Below are 21,312 nucleotides of genomic sequence, written 5' to 3' on the forward strand. Positions count from 1 at the left end.
ATTATTCGGAAGAGGTGGAAAAATGTTGTTCGCTGCAGTCCCGCAGCATCTGCGCGGCCAGCTCCGGGGTGAGGTCGCGCTGCCCCTCGGCGAGCATCTCGAAGCCCACCATAAATTTGCGCACACTGTGGGAGCGCAACAACGGCGGGTAAAAATGCCCGTGGAATTGCCAGTGACCGGCGTCGCCCGCGTCTGGCCCGTAGGGCGCACCGTGCCAGCCCATGGTGTAGGGGAAGCGGGTCTGGAATAAATTGTCGTAGCGGGTCAGCAGGCGCTTGAGCAGGTCCGCCAGTTGCAGGCGCTGCTCCGCGGTGGTCTGCTCCAGCCGCTGCAGGGAAAACTTTGGCAGCACCAGGGTTTCAAATGGCCAGGCGGCCCAGTGGGGCACCACGGCGATCCAGCCGGGATTTTCCACCACGGTGCGCGCGCCCTTTTCGCTCTCGAGCTGCGCGTACTCCAGCAGTAGGGAGTGCCCGTGTTTTTGCAGGTATTCCCGCTGGTGGCGATCTTCCTTGGCGGCCTCGGTGGGCAGGGTGTCCAGCGCCCAGATCTGCCCGTGGGGATGGGGGCTGGAGCAGCCCATCATCGCGCCCTTGTTCTCGAAGATTTGCACCCAGGGAAACTGCTGCCCCAGTTCCCGGTACTGGTTTGCCCAGGTATCCACCACGCCGGCGATGTCTTGCACGGGCAGTTCCGCAAGGCTTAGATGGTGCTGAGGTGAATAGCAGATGACGCGGCACTGGCCGCGCACCGGTGTCTGTGCCAGCAGTGGGTGCTCACTGCTGGCCGCAGGAGCATCGGCGGTGTCCAGCAGGGCAGGGAAGTCGTTGTCAAAAACAAAGGTGCCCCGGTAGTCGGGGTTGTACTCGCCACCACTGCGGCCGTTGCCCGGGCACAGGTAGCAGTCTTCCACATAGGCCCGGGTTTCCCCGGGCGGTGGTGCGTCCACCTGCCCCTGCCATGGACGCTGGTTGCGGTGGGGGGAGACCAGAATGTACTCCCCCGTGAGCGGGTTGTAGCGCCGGTGCGGCGCACTGTGGCGATCGCTGTTGTAATAGGAGGGGGTCATCACAGCACTTCAAACAAACCGGCCGCACCCATACCGCCGCCGACACACATGGTGACCACAACGTAGCGCACACCGCGGCGTTTACCCTCGATCAGCGCGTGCATCACCATGCGCGCACCGCTCATGCCGTAGGGGTGACCAATGGAGATGGCACCGCCGTTGACGTTCAGGCGCTCGTCGGGAATACCCAGTTTGTCGCGGCAGTAAATTACCTGTACCGCGAAGGCTTCGTTCAGTTCCCACAGGCCGATGTCGTCCATGGTGAGGCCGTGGTTTTTCAGCAGTTTGGGAATGGCGTACACCGGGCCAATACCCATTTCGTCCGGTTCGCAGCCGGCCACCGCCATGCCCACGTAGGCGCCCAGGGGCTCGAGGCCGCGGCGCTCGGCTTCGGCAGCCTCCATCAGGATCATCGCTGCGGCGCCATCCGAAAGTTGCGAGGCGTTGCCGGCGGTAATACAACCACCGTCGCGCACCGGTTTCAGTCCCTGCAGATTTTCCAGGGCGGTTTCCGGGCGGTTGCACTCATCTTTCTCGAGAGTGACTTTCTGTTCGCTGATCTCGCCGGTGTTGCGGTCCTGTACCAGCTTGGTGGCGCTGACCTTGACCAGCTCGCGGTCGAAGCGGCCGGCGGCCTGGGCGTCGGCGGTGCGCTGCTGGGATTTCAGTGCGTAGGCATCCTGCACCTCGCGGTCGATGCTGTAGCGGTTGGCCACCACTTCGGCGGTATCCAGCATCGGCATGTGGATGTTGGGCACGTTGGCAATGGCCTGGGGGTCGACAACGCGATCCAGGTTCAGTTTGTCGGTCTGCACCAGGGAGATGGACTCGCAGCCCCCGGCGAGCACGATGGGCATATCGTCGTGGATGATCTGTTTGGCAGCGGTGGCCACCGCCATCAGGCCGGAGGCGCACTGGCGATCCAGCGACATGCCCGCAACCGTCACCGGCAGGCCCGCAGACATGGCTACTTGCCGGGCCAGGTTGGCACCCTGGGTGCCCTGTTGCAGGGCCGCGCCCCACACACAGTCTTCGATATCGGCCGGGTCCAGATTTGCGCGGGTAATGGCAGACTGCACCGCAAACGAGGACAGCGAAGGTGCTTCCAGGTTGTTGAAGGCACCGCGGTAGGCTTTGCCAATCGGTGTACGCGCGGCGGATACGATCAATGCTTGTTTCATGTTGTACTCACAAATTGAATTCTGGTAAATGCAGGCCTTAGCAATCAGGCTTCGGCCTTGGCGGCGCCGTGTTGCAGCGCGGTCAGCGCCTTGCGGATAAAGCGCTCGGTCTGGCCTGCGGCGTTGTCGAGATTGTGCTGGGTTGTGGTGTCGGCAATTTGTTGCCACTGCCCGGCCACATGCTCTGCGTTCTGGCTTTCCGGGCGGACGAACACACCCTCGGTTTCAAAAATGGTGGTGCGCGAATAACAGCCGCCGCCCGCACACAGAATTTCCCCGCTGGGTGCTTCCTCGGTACACATGGCCAGGGCGCCCGCGGTTACGGATTCGGTAGAGAGCAGGTTGGCGAAGTCCGGCGGCAGCAGGTCTTCGGTCATACGGGTGGCCGCCGTGGGCGCCAGGGCGTTGACGTGGATATTGTTTTTCGCCCCTTCGAGGCGCAGGGTGTTCATCAGACCGACCACCGCCATTTTCGCGGCACCGTAGTTCGACTGGCCGAAATTACCGTACAGGCCGGAGGCGGAGGTGGTCATCAAAATACGGCCGTAATTCTGTGCGCGCATGGGTTCCCACACCGCTTTACAGCAATTCACCGTGCCCATAAGGTGCACTTCCAGCACCGAGCGGAAATCCGCCAGATCCATTTTTGCGAAGGACTTATCCCGTAGGATGCCCGCGTTATTGATCAGGATGTCCACACGGCCCCAGGCATCCAGCGCCTTCTGCACCATGGCTTCGGCGTCGGCAAAACGGGTGATATCCCCACCATCCACCAGCGCGGTACCGCCGGCGGCCTGGATTTCCTCGACGACCTGTTGCGCGGCGGTGGCGGAGGCACCCTGGCCCGCGCGGTCGCCGCCCAGATCGTTCACTACCACCTTGGCGCCGAGGCGCGCCAGCGCCAGTGCGTGGGATTTTCCGAGTCCATTGCCGGCACCGGTAACGATGGCGACTTTATCTTGAAAGAGTTTGCTCATAACGATGACTTACCTTGAAATCCGTGAGTGATCGGTGCAGTTGCTAGATTTGCAGGATGAATTAATACAGAACCTTGGTGAGATCGCCGCGTAATACATTGCGCGCATCCAGCAGCAGTGCCTTACCGGCGCCTCTCACCGGCAGGGCGGCCAGCTGGCTGATGATGTGTACCTGGGTGGGCAGCTTCCAGGGCTGGGGGGCAAACCACTGCACCTCGGCACGGGCGATGCGCACCGAGCGGCACTCGAATTCCTGCGGAAACAGCGTGGCGTGGGAGAGGTCGGCGCCGCCCTGGTTGCCGAGGCTCGGGATGTGCCGCCAGCCCATCCAGTCCATTTCGGTAAATTCTTCTTTTACCGCGGCTTCGGTTTGCGGATCCGCATCGGCGATATCGGTGAAGTGCAGTTCGCAGAAGGTGTGGCCGCTGAGGTGTGCCCAGGTGCGCATCTCGTTGCCGTCGAAACGGAAATCCTCAATATGGCCGGGAATTTTGGGGATACCTGCGGATTCACGGCCGGGCAGGATGGGGATCGGATTGTTTTCCCAGGTGACCAGGTTGTACCAACCCTCCAGATTGTCCCGCTCGCCTTCGAAGCGTACCGGCACATTGACGGCGAGAATGTTATAGGGCTCGCCGCCCATCCACTCCACGCCGCGATTCATCATCGAGGCCACCATGATCTCGTTGCGCAGCAAGGTGAAATTTTTCGGCAACAGGCGCGCCAGTTGTTCGCCGTCGGTCTCGTACATGGTGGCAGCGGTAAGTGTGTCGCGATACACCAGTGGCGCGAGGCCGCCTTCCACGCCGCCGAAGTGGGCGGGCATCTGGAACACGGTACCGGCATGGTTGTAGCTTCCCGAGTTGGGCACCGTTCTGGGTCTCTGTAGTTCGGTGGCTGATTTTTTCTCGAGGAGTTCTTCGGTTTCCATGCTGCGCCCGCTTTTTGTGTTTGCGAAATTCGTCACACCCTTTTACAGGGTGTTGGTGAATTTTCGGCAGCGGGGAAGAGCCGCGCCATGACACGGGATGTCATGGCGCGGGCGTCAGGCAGGCGGGGCGGTGGTTACGAGGATGGATGCCCTGACGGGCTCAGTGCATTTTCAGGCGCGGTTTCACAAACCGGTTTGCCTGACCGATCACATACAACAGCATCGCCTTGGGCCAGCCGTGCAGCGCCGCCAGGTGCATGCGGTAGAGCGAGCGATAGGCGAGGCCCGCGAGACGTCCCTCGATGGTAAGGCTGCCTTTCACCAGCCCACCCATGAGGTTGCCCACCGCGTCGAACTTGGACAGGGAAACCAGTGAGCCGCGATCCTTGTAGGTAAATGGCTGCAGCTCCGCGTCCGGATCTTCCACCAGGCGAATCAGGTTATCGCTGGCGGTCTTTGCCATCTGCTGGGCAGACTGGGCGCGTGGGGGCACTTTCTGGCCATTGCTGTCTTCGCAGCCGGCGCAGTCACCCAAGGCGAAAATCGCCGGGTCGTCCTTGCTGCGCAGGGTGGCTTCCACTTCAATCTGATTCTGGCGATTGAGGGTGAGCCCATCCATTGATTTCAGAAAATCCGGTGCCTTGACCCCGGCCGCCCACACACGGATCGCCGCGGGGATTTCCTCGCCGTCTTTGGTGACAAATCCGGTGGCGGTGGCCTCGGCCACCTGGGTGCTGGTGAGCACGCGCACACCGATTTTGCTGAGCTCTTTCTGCGAACTGTTGCCGAGCCGCGGGGGCAGCGCCGGTAGCAGATGTGGACCGGCCTCGATCAACGTGACCTTAAGATCGCCGTTCTTGATGCGACCGTAGTGGCCCATCTCGTGTACCGCGTCCACCAGTTCCGCGGCCAGTTCCACACCGGTGGCGCCGCCGCCGACGATGGCGATATGTACGGACTCCGCCACGCGACTTTCCAGCTGCAGGAACTGATCCAGCAGGCGGTTGTGGAATTTCTGCGCCTGTTCCGCACTGTCGAGAAACTGGCAGTTGGCACGCACGCCGGGGGTATTGAAATCGTTACTCTGGCTGCCGAGCGCAAACACCAGATAGTCGTATTCCAGTTTGCGCGCGGGCACCAGGGGCGTGCCGTCTTCACTGCAGACTTCCGCGAGTTCGACAGTCTGGTTTTCACGGTCAAGCCCCTGCAGGCTGCCCAGTTCAAACTGGAAGCCATTGGCGCGGGCGTGTACCTGGTAGTTCAACGCATCGAGACTGGAGTCCAGTGCACCGGTGGCAACCTGGTGCAGCAGGGGTTTCCAGATGTGGGTGCGGTTTTTGTCCACCAGGGTGACTTGGGCGGCAGGGGATTTATTGGCGCGGCCGAAGCGGCGGAATGCGAAGTGGCGCCCGAGACTGGTGGCGAGCTGCAGGCCGCCGGCACCACCGCCAATAATGACGATTTTTTTCATAACAGAGTTTCCTGTAGAGCTTTAAATAGATTTGGCTCTTCGCGGTACTCTGTGAGACGAGTTTGTTCTTGTCCGGGGCCTCCCCGGATTTTATGGCGACAGTATTGCCATCCGCGCTGCGTTTGGCAATCGAAGAATAGTTACACAAGAAAGGGTCGCCGGCGGCCCGAGCGGTTTGCGCAATTCAGTCCACCGCCGAGGGGATTTTTTCACCGTGTTGGTCGGGGGCACTGGCGGTGGCGAATTCGCTCTCCGTCACCCTGGATGTGGGCACCGGCAACTGATGGAACTGGTTGATGTAACGCCGGTCGAGATAATCCTTCAGGCGCCACAGGGCCGGACCCACGGCGGCAATACCGCCCCAGGCTGCGATAGCGTGTGTTCCGCCGCAGGAAAGCAGGCGCTGCCATTGGCGGCGCGGCCGGTAGGGTTGGAGCCTTTGCGTCTGTAAGGTCGCGCACAGATTTTCAAACAGGGTGGCCCCCTGGTTGCGCGATTCCGTGGCGGATTTTGGCCGGTCCCCAGGGGCGCTCGCCACATCGCCCACAGCGAAAATATGCGGGTGGCTGCAGGACCGCAGGTAGTCATCCACTTGCACGAAACCCGCCTCATCCACCGCAAGCCCGGACTGGGAAAGCCAAGGTGGTGCCGAGGACTCGGTGCACAGCAGCGCCCTGTCGAGGGCAAGAAACTGTCCCTCGTCGCTATACACCCCGCGCGCGGTGATTTCTGCCACCCGCCAGTGGGGGTGGTGTTTCACATTGAGGCGGGCCATTTCCCGCGCCGCCAGCCGGCGAGCCAGCAGTGGATAGTCTGCCGGCGTTTTTTTGCCGGACTGCAACAGGTGAATCTCCACCCGCCCACTGTACACCGGTTCTTCCAGCGCCGAGGACAGCGCCATGGCCAACTCGCAGCCACCGGCGCCACCGCCGATGATGCCGAGCTTCAGCGGCTGGTGCTTGCGATAGACCTGTTCCCTGAGCTGTTCCCAGTAACGGTAGAACTGGCCGATGGGCTTGATCGGGATCGCGAGCTCGGAGCCGGGAATCCGGTAACAGGGGGAAGCGCCGACCGCCAGCGACAAATAATCAAACGACAGGTCCGGTTGCCCAAGCAGTGAAACCCGTTTTGCCTGCGGGTCGATGTGGTGGGCGCAGGCCTGCACAAAGCGCGCACCGGCGGCGCGGCACAAACGGGGCAGGTCGATATGGATGTCAGCGTGGGCGTAATGACCGGCAATCATGCCCGGTACCATAGGCGAGTAGCCGCTCTGTGCCTGTGGTGACACCAGGGTCAGGCGCGCGCCGCGCACGGGTTGTCTGGCCCATCGGCGCAGCAGCTCTAGGTGGCCGTGGCCGCCGCCGATCAATACCACATCCTGACTGTGGGTCTGTTTCTGCATGGTCAGCCTTGTGCCAGATTGGTTGAAATATAAACAGTGTAATGGCGACTGGTGGAATAGCACGTTTTGTGCGGCGCGGTACGAGGCTTTAGCTGCCGGAATTTTCGCGTCAGCGCAGTCCGTTGGTTTTCATGCTGACCGTTGGCGAAAGAAAACCCTTCGCGGTAGCAATTGGCGACATCTGACACGGCTGCTCTGGTCTTTACTGTAGAGAGCCCGCAACTCCCCCAAACGGTCACGTGATCACGAGGGAACCAGAGCTGCGTGAAATAATTTGTACGCCGAGTCTCGATGTTCAGCACACCACCAGAGTCACCACCGAATTCTGCCGCACACAAGGCGCAGCGCAGGGGCATGCACCGCGTGCTGTGGTTGCTGGTGGCGTTCTTGCTGGCGATTCTTACCCTGAACCTGTTGCTGACGATTTACCTGCCGGAAAAAGTGCAGCAGTGGCTGCATGAGCGCGGCCTGGAAGCCCAGGTGCGTCATATCGATATTTCCCTGCCACGGCTGCACGCCCATTTACGTGGGGTGGAAGTGCGCAACCAGTCGGATCGCGGCTTCCGTGTCGGCGAGGCGACGTTAGGACTCAGCTGGTGGCACCTGCTGCGCGGCGATATACACGTCAAGCTGGTGGAGCTGAATGACGTCTACATGGATCTCGAATCCGAGCCTGGCAAGCGTGGCAGGGTCTGGGAGATCGGTGGATGGCAGCTTGCAGAAGGGGAGAAGACACCAAAGGACTGGCGGGTGGATCTGTCCGCGGGCACCCTGCGCAACGCGGTGGTGTGTTACCAGCACAAGCCCCAGTGGGACAGCCCCAGCTGCGTGCGTTTTGGCAAACTGCGAGTGGAGGATTTTTATGTCAGCGGGTTTCGCGCTGCCGCCGCGGACAAACTGAAATGAGCAGCAGCGCGGTAAAGAGGGCGGTGATGGTAAGAAATGGTTGTTTCATAACGGGTTCCATCGCAGGTAAACGAGGTGTGACCATAACATTTTTCTGGGTCACACTCCCTTCGGGATTTCAACTTTAGTGTAGATGTTCCCGGAAACAACAGGGCGCATGCGTCAGGCGCCGCTGGCGCCCACAGACACCGGCAAGGGCCACACACATCACAAACCGCGTGATGAGTGCCTATTCCGGTGCGGCCCTGTTGTGCGATTTTCCCCGATGGGTTGTTGCTCAGCGGTCATCGCGGTAGGCGTAGGGGCCGATAAGCGCACCCACAAATCCCCCCGCATGGCGAGTGCTCACTATCTTGCCGTCCGCCGACAGCAGGATGGGCTGCCAGTTTTTTCCACCGTCGAGGCTGTAGTGAAAGTCGTATTCTGCCCCCCGTGCATCCACTCTGAGCTGGATGTCCGCGGGTTTGTCGGCAGGGGTTTCCAGCGCCAGGCGGGTAATGGTTTTTCCGTGGCGTGCGGCGTCGCCATCCCGCCGGCTGACAATCAGATCCGCACCGCCGTCGGCGTTTCCGACGATGCCAAAGAAGTAGAAGTACTCCCGGTTTTGAAAGACCGCGAGCCCCGCCCGGTCGGATTCCCCCTGCGGCTGGAAACGCATTCGGGTGGTAGCGCTGCCTTGTAAATGCTGCTGGCGCCGCCCCAGAAACGCGGGGTTACCGGCATCGCCCAGAGCGGTGGCGGTAGGAGTGAGTTGCAGGCTGCCGGGAGCGCGGGTGAGGCTGAACCACGGTGTGGAGGACGGGTTGCGCAATTGCAGCCAGTGCATGGGCAGTTGCGGAGTGTCGAACTCGTCGCGCTGGGTAAAGTTGCCGGTCAGCGGCAGCGGCCCGGGCTGCTGTGGCGACAGCGCCGGGCGTTTTGCAACGCTGGGAATACGCTGATCGCCGCGAGTAATCACCGGCCAGCCATCTTCCCAGCTCACCGGCATCAGGAAGGTCTCGCGGCCGGTGTTGTAGAAATCGCCCTCATAGGGGCGGATGCCGAGAAACACCGCCCACCAGTTATCTTCCGCATCCTGCACGAAATCGGCGTGGCCGACGGAGGTGACGGGATTGGGGCGATCCGGGTCGAGATGACGCTGGGTGAGGATGGGATTGTTATCCCAGGGGGTAAACGGGCCGAAGGGCGATTCCCCTTTGAGCACTACCTGCGAGTGGTTCACGCTGGTGCCGCCCTCGGCCGCGATCAGGTACAGCTGGCCATTTTTGCGAAACAGATGTGGGCCTTCGATCCACACCGGCTTTTCCGCCAGGTTCACGCCGCCGTTGATGACCAGCTTGCGCGGGCCAACCGTCTCCAGTTTTTTCGCGTCGAACTCCTGTACCCAGAGGGCCCGGTGGCCGTCATACAGCGGTTCGCCGATGGGGGCATCGTTATTGATGATGTAGGCCTTGCCGTCGTCGTCAAAAAACAGGGACGGGTCTATCCCGCCCACTTCCGGCAGCCATACCGGATCCGACCAGGGGCCGGCGGGATCCTCTGCGGTAACCACAAAGTTGCCACCGCAATCCACACAGGTGGTTACCAGATAAAAGGTGCCTTCGTTATAGCTGATGGCGGGAGCAAAAATTCCGCGGGAAATGCCCAGGTCGGCAAAATCCAGTTGGTCGGGGCGATCGATCACATGCCCGAGCTGGGTCCAGTTCACCAGGTCGCGACTGTGGAACACGGGGATGCCGGGATAGTGGGCAAAGCTGGAATTCACCAGGTAGTAGTCGTCTTCCACCTGCACGATGCTGGGGTCGGGGTAGTAGCCGGCAAGGATCGGGTTGCGGTATTCGTCTTTCGCAACGGGCTGCTCGAAGATGCGGTCCTGGCCGCGGTATTCAAACCAGTCGAAGGTCGCGGTGTGTTCGGTGCTCGCACTCGCGGTAAAAGACAGCGCCAGCGCTGCCAGCAAACTCGATTTTATTTTTTTCATAGGGTTAAGACCTTAACTTTGATCCAGGCGCCTGTAGCCGGCGCCTGCAGAGTGGAATCTTTCAGGTTGTTGGTAGCGTTACAGCGTTAGCAACTCAGTCGTGATGGGTGCACCCTTTGCCATGTCGACGTTCGATCGCATGCAGACCGTTAATCAGGTAGGCGAACGGAGCATTCCAGTTGATGGCAATTTCATTGCTCGCGTAGCTGCACACATGGTCGGTGTAGGACTCGTCCGCCACTGTGCTGGTGTAGTCGCAGCCGTCCTGCTGTGACGGGTTGGGGCCGCCCACCAGAAAGCCGGGCAGGGGCGGCATGTCTGGGTTTGCCGCGGCCAGGCGGTGGTGGGGGTGCTGGGGCGTTTTGCGGCCAAAGCCGGTGACGTAGGAAAAACCGGTGGCATTGCGCCCCAGCAAATAATCGCGCGTGGCTTCGGCACTGCGCAGGAAACCGCTGTCGCCGGTGATGCGGAAGGCCTCCAGAAACAGAATGCCCTGATTGGCCGCCACCGCGTTGCTGCCCCACACAAACAGCCCGGGATCGCTCACCATGGGCACGCGGTAAGCACTCTGTTCGCCGTCGCGGCGCAACTGGCGCGCGGCGAGGATGAGTTGCTTTTCGATGGCGCTGCGCCAGGTGCCACTGTCGGGTGGCAGCTTGTCTTTGTGCGCGAGCAGGCTGTAGTAGCCGAGCCAGCGCACATCCGCCCAGTTGGGCAGGCTGTACGCCGGTGTTGCCGCTGCGATCACCGACCAGAAATCCCTGTCACCGGTTGCCAGATAGAGCTCCGCCGCCGCCCACAGGCGTTCGTCATCCAGCTGTTCGTCGCCGTAGGCCCCGGTGGTCACATCGGGATCGAACGTCTCATTGAGTGCGTCCTGCCGGTAAGTCACGGCCGGATGTTGCTCCGCCCACTGCCAGGCGGCCAGGGCGGCCTCGCGGTGTTTATTGCTTTCTTCTTCGGAGTAGGGCGCATACACCCGCGCGGCTTGGGCCATCACGGCAGCAAAGTCCAGCGCGGCGGCGGTGGTCTTCTGCACCATATAGCGCGGCTGTGTGGCCTTGTGTGCGGCCACCATTCCTTCAAAGCCGGCGGTGGTGAGCTTGTGATAGACACCGCCGTCGGCGGGATCCTGCATGGCGGCCAGCCACTCGAGGTTGTAGCGCACCTCGTCGAGAATGTCCGGCAGTGCGTTATCCGATTCCGGAATATTCAGGGATTGCGCCGCAAAGTATTCCGGGAAGCGCTCGTACGCGCTCATCAGGGTGCCCATGGTGATACCACTGTTGACCACGTACTTGTTGTAGTCGCCGGCGTCGTACCAGCCTTTGGGCGCGGACACCACGGTATTTTCCGGGCGCGAATCGCTGGCTGCGGAGGGGTGAATCAGTACCTTGTCGTCCGGGTGGCCGGCGGCGCGGTGCCAGGGACCCGCGTGGACTTCTTTCAGTTCCATGGACGCGCGCTGGTAGTAGAAAGCTTTGAGGCTGGCGGCGGCGAGGTCCTGGTAAATGGTGTCGTCTACCTGGAAGGACGCGGAGCGCAGAGGTTCTGATTCACCATTGCCGGAAATTTCCAGCTGGTAGGTTCCCGGTGTTTTCACGCGGGAGAAGTCCGCCACCAGTGCACTCTGTCCGCCCCAGGTCTTTTCACTGGATGCTTGCAGCTTTCCGCTCAGCACCTCCTCGCCGGTGTCCGCCGCGCGCACCACGAATTCCGGATTTTTTTGTCGGGATTCCTGTGTAATAAGCACAGCAATCTTTTCCGACAGTGGGGAAAAGCCCAGCTGGTTGAGACGAATGTCCTCGCTCACTGGTGACTTGGCCTGCACCTGCTGGAAACCGCTGAACACCACGGCCAGTGTCACCATACAGCCAGCGGCAAACGTACTGTGTTTTGATACCACCTTGTGGTTCTCCTGTTTATGGTGTTCTTGCGGCATGGTTTCCCGCGCAAGCGCGATGCTTGTTCAGATGGCTCCGCGAATATGTGGGCGCACCTGCTGCTGGTAGTACTCTGCCAGTGCCCGGTGGGTTGATACGGGCAGCGGCGCAAGATCAGACGCCGATGCATTGCTGGCTACCTGCTGCGGGCCGGAGGCGCCGGCAATAATGGTGGACACGGCGGGATGATCCAGAATCCAGCGCAGGGCCTGGGTAGCCTGGTTACTGTTGGCACTGTCCGGTAACAGGGTTCTCACCCCTTGTGCCAGTTCCACACCCTTTTCAAACGGAATGCCACCGAAGGTTTCTCCCACGGAAAAGGCAGCGCCGTCGCGGTTGTAGTTGCGGTGGTCACTTTCGGCAAAATGGCTGTCCTGGGTGAACTTGCCGGTGAGCAGGCCGGAGGCGAGAGGCAGGCGCACGATGATGCCGACATTTTTTTCCTGCGCCGCGTCCAGCAGCGCTTCCGCCGCATCCTGGCGGAACAGGTTGAAAATGATCTGCAGCGTGGCGAGGCCCGGGTTTTCAAGACAGGTGAACGCTTCCTCAATGGTTTCGACGCTGGCGCCGTAGTGACGGATCAGCCCCTCGTTTTGCAGCTGCGCCATCCAGTGGAAGATGTCGCCCTGTTGCAATACTTCCGGAGGAACGCAGTGCAGCTGCGCCAGGTCAATGGTGTCCACGCCAAGGCGATGGGCCGACTCCCGCAGGCTGTCGCGCACCGCGGACAGGCTGTAGCCGTCCGGGTACAGACCCTGTCCGCGGCCCACCTTGGTGGCCACCAGCAGGTTCTCCGGTTTTTGCGCGAAAGCGCCGATGCGCCGCTCGCTCTCACCACCGCCGTACACATCGGCGGTATCCCAGAAGTTGATACCGCAATCGGCGGCGGCCTGCAGAATGTCACTGGCGGTGTCGCCGGCAAGGGGGCCGAAATCGCCCCCCAGCTGCCAGCAGCCGAGGCCGATTTCACTCACTCTGTACCCGGTCTTGCCCAGTTGGCGGTAATGCATCATCTGCTCCAGTGTTTACTTCTTTTATGGCTGTTCTTGCTATTTGTATGGCGGGCTTCCAATGGGACGTTTCAGAAGCCGCTTCTTGATCTTATTGGTCGACCTGAAAGGGCGCAGCGGGCAGGCCGGCGCCGTTGTACAGGTTGGCCTCGGCGGGATTGTCCGCCCAGGCGTAGCGCACGGACCGGGGTTGTCGAACCTGCTCGCTCCACACTTCCACCCGCTCGCCGACAATCCGCGCATTGGCCCAGTGGTAGCGGCCATCGCTGCCGGCGATGGCGAACTCGTGCAGCTTTGAATTCCCTTCACTGTGCGTGCACTGGCTCGCGCAGGGGGCGGCGACCAGGCCTTTGTGTGTATGGGTAAATTCCAGCACCGCTTTTTCGTCATCGAATTTGGCCGATGCCAGTTGCGGACCGGAGGCCACCACATCCGCGTGGCCGTAAACCCGGTTTGCTGCTGCCAATGCCAGGCGCTGGCCCACGATCTTCTTGTCCAACGGATGGATGTCATTCCATTCACCGGCGTCGATGGTTACCGCCATTGCAGTGTCATCCAGTGAAAGCGCGCTGGCCTGAGCCGCGCGCAGTTCCGCCCAGGCGCTGTCGCCGGGATCGGCTTTTGGCTCGAGGTAATTGGCCAGCTGAACAAACAGGAAGGGCAGTGCATCCTGGCCAGCGTTCTGCTGCCAGTCGGCGCGCCATTCGCGGATCATTGCCGGGAAGAGTTTGCGGTATTCCTGTGCGCGCCCCACATTGGATTCACCCTGGTACCAGAGTGCACCCTTGATGCGGTAGTTCTGCAGCGGGTGCAGCATGGCGTTGTACAGCCCGGCGGGTTTCCAGCGTACAAAGGTCTGGCTTTCAAGCTCCGGCATCTGTGCGGACTGGCGGAATTGCCACTGGCCTTTCAGGTCGAACTGTTCGCCACCCACCGTCAGCTGGTAGGGCTTGTCTTCGACAAAGCCGCCGCGGGCACCGCCGCTATTGGTCACGCGAATCGCAATAACATTTTCTCCCGCCTGCAGTACGCCTGCCGGAACCTGATAGCGGCGGCGGGGATAGAGGTAGGTGGTGTTGCCGACCTTGTGGCCATTGATCCAGGTTTCGTCCGCATCTACGATGCGTCCCAGTTCCAGCAGCGCGGGCTCGCCTGCCTGCGCCTCGGGAAGCGCAATGGTTTTGCGCAGCCAGAAAACCCCTTTCTCCATGATGCCGGCTTGCTCCGCCCAGTAACCGGGAACGGAAAAGGTCTGCCAGCCTTCAGTGTCCAGTGCGGGTGCGTACCAGGGTGTTTTTCCCGATTGCAGGCCGCGGTCTTTTTGTGCCGCAGTGGCGTACCACTGGTCGCTGCGGGCGCGGTCCTGGCGCTGGATGGATTCGATGAGTTGCGCATCCTCAAATTTTTTCTTTTCCGCAAGGTGTGCGGGGAATTGCTGCAGGGTTTCCTCGCTTACCCAGGCCTCCGCCGGCGACCCGCCCAGACTGCTGTTGATAATGCCGATGGGAACCTGCTCGCGCTGCTGGGTGTTGTCGGCAAAGAAATAGGCCACCGCAGAAAAATTCTGGATATGCTGCTGCGTTGCCGGCAGCCACTCCCCGCCGGACAGATCTGCTTGCGGTACGTTGAAGTCGTAGGTCTGCGGTACCTGGAATTGGCGGATGCGCGGGTTGTTCACTGCCGCAATCTCATCGGCAAAAGCGTGGGCGATGCGATTGATCGGGTATTCCATATTGGATTGCCCGGAGGCCAGCCATACATCCCCCAGCAGGATATTCTGCAGCTGTATTTCGTTTTCCCCGCGCACTCGCATGGTGTGGGGGCCGCCCGCGGGGGTGGGCTTCAGGATGATGGACCAGTCACCGCCGTCGCCGGCCTCGGTCCGGTACTGCTCGCCAAGAAAGTCCACCCGTACGACTTCCCCGGCATCTGCCCAGCCCCAGATTTTTACCGGCGCCTCCCGCTGCAGCACCATGCCATCGCTCACGAGCTTGGGCAGGGTGACATCCGCGGTTGCCGGAGTGGTCAATGAAAGGGGGGTGAGCAGCCCGAAGGTCAGGCACACACGGGGAAACAAGCGAGCTTGCATGGTGGTTTCCTCATCGCAGTGGTGCAGGTGGTTGTTATTCTGGCGCTGTCTTCTTTTGTCAACAGTCGACGATGACCTTGGGTGGTCACGCAAGTGTTCTGCACATCCGGGTAACGCTATCAATTAATGTAAACGTTTACAATATGTGGGGGCGCTGGTTACACTCCTTCGCAGCGAATGCCTGAGGAAAATAACAATGTATAAAATCCTGTCCTTGCCGCTGTGCGCTCTGCTCATCGCGGCCTGCAGCGAGCGATCTGCAGATTCCACGGACCACGCCGGTTCCGTTGTTGCGCCTTTTGAAGCCGGCAGCCTGCCCTATCTCGATACCGCACTTCCCATACCGCAGCGGGTTGATGACCTGGTGGAGCGGATGACGCTGTCGGAAAAAGTTGCCCAGCTGTACAACGATGCGCCGGCGATTGAGCGCTTAGGTGTGCCGAAGTACGACTGGTGGAACGAGGCTCTGCACGGTGTGGCCCGCGCGGGCAAGGCCACGGTTTTTCCGCAGGCGATCGGTCTGGCGGCGACGTTTGATGATCAAATGCTGGGCGAAGTGGCCACCGCAATTTCTGACGAGGCCAGGGCCAAACACCATTACTTCGCCGATAACGGTATGGCGTTCCGCTATACCGGGCTGACATTCTGGTCGCCCAATATCAATATTTTCCGCGATCCACGCTGGGGCCGCGGGCAGGAGACCTACGGTGAAGACCCGTATCTCACCGGGCAGATGGCGGTGTCGTTTATCAGCGGACTCCAGGGGGACCATCCTCGCTACCTGAAAACCGCGGCGATGGCCAAGCATTTTGCGGTGCACAGTGGCCCGGAAAAATCCCGCCATTCGGATGACTATTGGGCGAGCCGGAAAGATCTCGCCGAGACTTATTTCCCGGCGTTCAAGACCGCGGTAGTGGACGCGGACGTAGAGGCGGTCATGTGCGCCTACAACCGGGTCAATGGCGAACCGGCCTGTGGCAGCGATATGCTGCTGAAAGAAACCCTGCGGGACCAGTGGCACTTTGACGGGCACGTGGTCTCCGACTGCGGTGCCATCGCCGATTTTTATGAGCCCGACGCGCACAATCTGGTCCAGGCCCCGGCGGAGGCCGCCGCCTGGGCGCTCAAAGCCGGCACGGATGTGAATTGCGGGACCGGTCGCCTCAGCACTTTCGCCAACCTGGGCTTCGCGCTGCAGCGTGAAATGATCGACGAGCGTGACATCGATACTGCGGTCAAGCGCCTGTTTACCACGCGTTTCAAACTCGGCATGTTTGACCCGGCCGAATCCGTACCTTACACGCAGATTCCCATGTCGGTGGTCGGCTCCGAGGAACATCTTGCGTTGGCGGAAACCGCCGCAGAAAAATCCATGGTGCTGCTGAAAAACGACGGCGTACTCCCACTTGCAGAGGGTACCCGGGTGGCGGTTATCGGCCCCAATGCCACCAACTTTTCCGTACTGGTGGGGAATTATCACGGCTCCCCGATCAAACCGGTCACTCCGCTGGAGGGCATCCGGTCGCGGGCCGGTGCAGACAAGGTGGTGTACGCACCGGGCTCTTCACTGATCGCCGACCAGTATGGCCATTATGAAATCGTCAACGCGGAAAACCTGTTTCACCGCGACGCGAACGGGAAGCTGCAGGCGGGCCTGAATGCGGAGTACTTCCCCGTCGATCTCACCCGCGGGGAAAAGGCGCGCGATTTCCGTTATATCCCTGCAACCACCCTGGCGGAGTCGCCGGCGTTTACCCGCATCGATCCTGAAGTGGATTTCTACTGGGCCCGCTCTCCGGTGGACGACACGGTGAACGGGGATTTCGGTGTTGTGTGGAAAGGCGTGCTGGTACCGCGGGAATCCGGAAACTACCTGTTTAAAACCGGTGGCGATCTGTCGATCAACGGCCAGCCCGTGGAGGGCGCGGTAGCGCTCGAGGCAGGGCAGGAGTACACCCTGAGCCTTTCGGACGTGTTCTTGCGCACAGTAACCGGTGCACCATTGGAGCCGGAAGTGCGGCTGATGTGGGTGAATACTTCCAGGGACTACGCGGCCGAGGCCCTTGAGGTCGCGCGCGGGGCCGAGGTCATCATCTATACCGGTGGCATCTCAGCGGAGCTCGAGGGCGAAGAAATGCCGGTGGTGCTGGCAGGGTTTGATGGTGGAGACCGTACTGATCTCAAATTGCCTGCGGTGCAGCGAGACCTGCTGCGGAAACTGAAAGCGCTGGGTAAACCGATCGTCATGGTGAACTTCAGCGGCAGCGCCATGGCCCTGAACTGGGAAGATAAAAACCTTAATGCCATCGTGCAGGCGTTTTATCCTGGCGAAGCCACCGGCACCGCGCTGGCGCGCCTGCTGTGGGGCGACGCGAATCCCTCGGGCCGGCTGCCGGTGACCTTTTATCGCAGTGTTGATGATCTGCCTGGCTTCAAGGACTACTCGTTTGCCAGCCGCACTTATCGCTACTTCACCGGCGAAGTGCTCTATCCGTTTGGTCACGGCCTGAGCTACACAGAGTTCGCCTATAGTGACCTGAAGGTTCCCGAGGCCATTGCGGTGGGGGAAGACCTTGCGATTGAAGTCACCCTCAGCAACCTTGGTGAGCGCGCCGGAGGAGAAATCAGCCAGGTCTATCTGAGCCTGCCGGACGCGCCGGTAGAGGTCCCGCTCCGGGAACTGAAGGCCTTCACGCACACGCAATTGGACGCCGGCGATTCTGCAGAGCTCTCGTTTGTGATTGACAGTGAGGACCTTGCCTACGTAGACAATGAGGGCATCTTCCAGCCCTATCACGGTAGGTTAAAACTCACGGTCGGATCCGGGCAGGGAGAATATCTGCAGGCGCCGCAAGTTGCGCAAGCGAGCGTCATGATTCAGTAGAAGGGAAGTTACATCGTCGCGATACCCGCCAGATCTCTGGTGGGTATTTTTTTGCGAGCGTGGCCGGAAAGTCTGCGACCCGTGTATCCGTTTTAATAAAGGGTTTTGGGATTTCTTAACCGGCCCATCGGCCTGCCAGTACCACGGCGAAATACCAATCAGCTCACTGACGGCATAAATCCCGTACGCCATCCCGCTCAATACCCGCCTGCAATCTGAATCACCAGCTGGATACCCGTACCGCCTTACTTTTGCACCGATACTGCGCCGACACCTTGCGGTCCATAAGAGGGAAATCTTCGGATGAAGGGAGCTTTGAAATTGCGGTGGGGTGCCTCGTGCGAGGGATTGGGAGGTAAAAAAAACAGCGGGGAGAACAGCGACTGCCCAATTTTAAAAACCATTCTTGGGCGTTTTTATCTCGTTTTATAACGCAGCCACCGATGGCTACAAAGTGGAGCCTCACAAAGCGAAGGCAGATCGCCGGGCGAAGGTTTTCAGGAGCGTCGCAAACAGGACGTTTGCGACGCAGCTTACATGGATGTATTCACAGCGGTCCTGAAAACCTTCGCCCGGCGCTCTGCCGCCACTACATTGCGCTACGAAGCTTTCTTATTGCGGAGTCACCGAAAACTCATCAATATAAAGAGTTTCCACTGCCAGCGGTGTGCCTTCAAAATACAGGCGCAGTTCCGTCACGCTACAGTCCGCCGGCACCGTAAAGCTGCCAGTCAGATCGTGCCACTCACCGGCCGCCAGACTGAGCGGGTTGCCTTCCGCATCCGAACCGGCAACACCTACATACGCATCATCCGCACCGTCACAGGCCAGCTTTTGGGTCAACTGCACCGGTGCCGCGTCCGGCCCGGAATGCCGTACTGAAAGGGCAACATCATAGGTCGTACCCGCTTCCACCTTCGACGTCAGGTCATAAGAAGGATTGGAGTTTTCCGTACGCGTAGACACCTTCAGGCTCTGGCTGCCTGCCTGGGACTGCTCGTCGGAAATCGCCAGAGTGGTGCCGCTGGTGTACCAGGCACTCCAGCTCGAAGACAGCGCCGCACCTTCAAAGCCTCCATCGGTAATCAGGTTATTGCTCGCAGGTTCCTCACCGCCACCAGGCACGACCACCTCCACCGCATCTAGATAGACATCGGTACCCTCGGGGGTATTCTCGAAGTACAGCAGCGCCTCATTGATCTGGCAGTCCGCGGCAATTTCCAGAATGCCGCTCATCTGTACCCAGGTGCCCGAGGGCGCAGCATCCTGATTATTGAGCCAGATATACTGATCGCCCTGGCCCTCACAGGCGAGCTTGGTGACCATAGTGATCTGAACCGGGTCGGCACCGGTGTGCAGTGCCCAGGCAGTGATCGGGTAATTGGTGCCGGGTTCCAGAGACGTCGTCAGGTCGTAGGTCGCATAGGCGCCGCTGCCGAAGCCGGAAGCCAACAGACTGCGGTTGCCGGACTGTGCGTAATCCGTAGAGGTGCTCAGCGCACCGCCAGCCCAGCCTGCGCCCCAGCCGTCTGCGCCCTGCTCGAAATCGCCATTGCTTACCAGGTTGTTCACCGGTGTGGCGCCGGCAACGCCGAAGCGCAGCCAGTCAATATTGCCGACACCCGCCACGTCATTGAACCGCACATACACATCATGGGTACCGGCGATTGGCGACCAGTCTGCGGTGATGGTCTGGAAGTCACCCCAGCCATTGGTAGCGGGCAGTTGCACCGTCGCAGCGTCGTCGGCATCCAGGCTTCCCAGTCGGATCGAAATGCTACCGGCCTCACCCGCGCCTTTGGCGTAGTTGACGCTGAAGCTGTCCCACGCATCCTTGAATTCCACCGCCTGGAAGCGAATCCAGTCACCGAGATCGGTTTGCGCGATGAAATCACCGGCCGCCTGCACCCCGCGGCCCTCGTCGAAGAGTTCCGCCTCCAGGGTGAGGAGTTCATCGCTGCCGCTCCAGCCCGCGGGGATGTATTCCGGAACCAGTACATCGCAGCCTGTATTGTCAGCCAGGTAGCAGTTCAGCCACTGCAGACCGGCGCGCTCGGTGCCGTCACTAGCCAGCAGCCAGGCTTCGCTGCGCCACATATGGCCCTGGCGGTAACCCCAGTGAGTGACGCCGGCCACCGCCGGGTGCTCCCAGAACACGGTAAACAGTTCGCGCAGTTTGTTGGCATGGCGCGCATCATCGGCGAAGTTGATATCCAGCTCGGAGACATAGATGGGTAGTCCTGTGCTGGCCAACGTATCCAGGTTGGCTGCCACATCCACCGCGAGAGACTGTTCGAGGAAGTGCGCCTGTACACCGACGCCATCGATCAGGTCGCGGCTTTTCAGCAGCTCCACCAGTGCCAGGTAATCTTCCGTGGCATCCTCGAGGTTGAGGATGTTGTAGTCATTGAGCAGCAGCTTGGACTCGGGGAAATGCTCGCGTGCCAGCTCGAAAGCGGTAATCAGCCAGTCCCAGCCAGTCTCGCCGTCGCCACCCAGGGCTTCTTTATAAGCGGGGGGCGCGTGCAGCGGCTCGTTGACCACATCGATCATATCCAGATTCGGGTAGCGCGCGGCCACATCGGTGAGCCACTCATCGATCTCTGCGCGCTGCTCTTCCACACTGAGGCCGTCCAGCCAGCCCGGCTGCTGCTGACCCCAGAACAGGGTGTGGAACTTGAACTGCAGGTCGTTGTTGCCGGCAAAGGTGTGGGCGGTATCCAGGTCGGTCCACACCGGCATATCCCGCTCGGATTCCACACTGCCCCACTTGCCCGAGTTGCCGGGGGTGATCTGGTCGAAATAGGTGGTGAGCTGGTTGTAGTCGTCCGGGTGTTCGATGGCGGTACCGAAGAACTTGTCGTACACGGGGAGCACCGTGACTGTCACTGCGTCTGCCGGGCTGGACGCACCGCCGTCATCGCTGACACGTAGCTCAAAGACCAGCTGGGAGGATGCCTCAACCGCTGGAGCGGTAAAAGAGACGGTGCCGGCGTCACCGGCTGTCAGCGTCACGGAAGGACCGGAAACCTGGCTCCAGTTGTAGGTGGCTATGCTGCCATCCATGTCCGAGCCGGAGCCGGAGAGTGTCACGCTGGCACCTTCACTTACGGTGCGGTCCGCCCCTGCATTGGCGGTGGGGGCGATATTGTTATCGGTTACCTGCGCCTGCTCGGGCTGTTCGATGTCTTTATTGGTACAGCCGGCCGAGGCTATGGCAACAGCCAGTACGGCAATTGGAAACAGAGTGCTTTTCATGGTCGATACCCTTCCCGTTGGCCCGGTCTTCCGGGCTTTTTTGTTGTAAATACGGTTTGTCAGGGCGGCTTTTATCGGCCGTCCCAGGCTACTGACGCAGGGAGGCCACACAGAATGCGGGTGTGTCATCGCTGGAGTCATCGCTATTTTTATTCGCAGTCTGATGTCGGGCTCTGCGGCCCAACTTAGCGGTAACGCTACCACCCGATG

General features: G+C 60.7%; 13 protein-coding genes. 2 read left to right on the forward strand and 11 right to left on the reverse strand.

Features of this window, described 5'->3' with window-relative positions; genetic code table 11:
* Position 1: 1 nt before the first annotated feature.
* From HUW35_RS09485 to HUW35_RS09510, 6 genes are all read right to left on the reverse strand, one after another.
* Positions 2-1,069, reverse strand: a complete 1,068-nt coding sequence (locus HUW35_RS09485) for a UDP-glucose--hexose-1-phosphate uridylyltransferase (protein WP_181252129.1) — start codon at positions 1,067-1,069, stop codon at positions 2-4.
* Positions 1,069-2,250 carry an acetyl-CoA C-acyltransferase gene (locus HUW35_RS09490; RefSeq protein WP_181252130.1) on the reverse strand — a complete coding sequence of 394 codons (1,182 nt, stop codon included), beginning with the start codon at positions 2,248-2,250 and terminating at the stop codon, positions 1,069-1,071. The genes HUW35_RS09485 and HUW35_RS09490 overlap by 1 nt, the downstream gene beginning before the upstream one ends.
* A 44-nt stretch (positions 2,251-2,294) precedes the next feature.
* Positions 2,295-3,227: an SDR family NAD(P)-dependent oxidoreductase gene (locus HUW35_RS09495; RefSeq protein WP_181252131.1), complete on the reverse strand. Its 933-nt coding sequence runs from the start codon at positions 3,225-3,227 to the stop codon at positions 2,295-2,297.
* A 61-nt stretch (positions 3,228-3,288) separates the two neighbouring features.
* On the reverse strand, positions 3,289-4,158 hold the full coding sequence (locus HUW35_RS09500; protein WP_181252132.1) for an acetoacetate decarboxylase family protein: 870 nt from the start codon (positions 4,156-4,158) through the stop codon (positions 3,289-3,291).
* 160 nt (positions 4,159-4,318) lie between these two features.
* A complete protein-coding gene (locus tag HUW35_RS09505) occupies positions 4,319-5,629 on the reverse strand; it encodes an NAD(P)/FAD-dependent oxidoreductase (protein WP_181252133.1) in 1,311 nt (436 codons plus the stop codon).
* A gap of 184 nt (positions 5,630-5,813) precedes the next feature.
* On the reverse strand, positions 5,814-7,031 hold the full coding sequence (locus HUW35_RS09510) for an FAD-dependent oxidoreductase (protein ID WP_181252134.1): 1,218 nt from the start codon (positions 7,029-7,031) through the stop codon (positions 5,814-5,816).
* 291 nt (positions 7,032-7,322) lie between these two features.
* Here HUW35_RS09510 and HUW35_RS09515 point away from each other — a divergent pair, with 291 nt between their 5' ends.
* The gene (locus tag HUW35_RS09515) at positions 7,323-7,937 is read left to right on the forward strand and encodes a hypothetical protein (RefSeq protein WP_181252135.1); all 615 of its coding nucleotides are present in this window, start codon (positions 7,323-7,325) and stop codon (positions 7,935-7,937) included.
* Positions 7,938-8,214: 277 nt separating this feature from the next.
* Here the strand turns inward: HUW35_RS09515 and HUW35_RS09520 are convergent, their stop codons facing one another.
* The 4 genes from HUW35_RS09520 to HUW35_RS09535 all read right to left on the reverse strand — a co-directional run bounded on the left by HUW35_RS09520 (position 8,215) and on the right by HUW35_RS09535 (position 14,960).
* The gene (locus HUW35_RS09520; protein WP_181252136.1) at positions 8,215-9,918 is read right to left on the reverse strand and encodes a glycoside hydrolase family 43 protein; all 1,704 of its coding nucleotides are present in this window, start codon (positions 9,916-9,918) and stop codon (positions 8,215-8,217) included.
* A gap of 94 nt (positions 9,919-10,012) precedes the next feature.
* Positions 10,013-11,860, reverse strand: coding sequence for a glycoside hydrolase family 9 protein (locus HUW35_RS09525; RefSeq protein WP_219932517.1), 1,848 nt, complete (start codon positions 11,858-11,860; stop codon positions 10,013-10,015).
* A 27-nt stretch (positions 11,861-11,887) separates the two neighbouring features.
* The gene (locus tag HUW35_RS09530; protein WP_181252137.1) at positions 11,888-12,871 is read right to left on the reverse strand and encodes an aldo/keto reductase; all 984 of its coding nucleotides are present in this window, start codon (positions 12,869-12,871) and stop codon (positions 11,888-11,890) included.
* Between the two features lie 91 nt (positions 12,872-12,962).
* Positions 12,963-14,960, reverse strand: coding sequence for a sialate O-acetylesterase (locus tag HUW35_RS09535; protein WP_181252138.1), 1,998 nt, complete (start codon positions 14,958-14,960; stop codon positions 12,963-12,965).
* Between the two features lie 196 nt (positions 14,961-15,156).
* On the opposite strand from HUW35_RS09535, the gene HUW35_RS09540 reads away from it, so the two are divergent.
* Positions 15,157-17,844 (forward strand): glycoside hydrolase family 3 C-terminal domain-containing protein, encoded by a 2,688-nt coding sequence (locus HUW35_RS09540; protein ID WP_181252139.1) that lies wholly within the window; start codon positions 15,157-15,159, stop codon positions 17,842-17,844.
* 612 nt (positions 17,845-18,456) lie between these two features.
* On the opposite strand, the gene HUW35_RS09545 is transcribed toward HUW35_RS09540, so the two are convergent.
* Positions 18,457-21,102 carry an endo-1,4-beta-xylanase gene (locus HUW35_RS09545; RefSeq protein WP_181252140.1) on the reverse strand — a complete coding sequence of 882 codons (2,646 nt, stop codon included), beginning with the start codon at positions 21,100-21,102 and terminating at the stop codon, positions 18,457-18,459.
* Between the last annotated feature and the right edge of the window lie 210 nt (positions 21,103-21,312).

It is taken from the genome of Microbulbifer sp. YPW1, from assembly GCF_013367775.1.
GTDB lineage: Bacteria > Pseudomonadota > Gammaproteobacteria > Pseudomonadales > Cellvibrionaceae > Microbulbifer.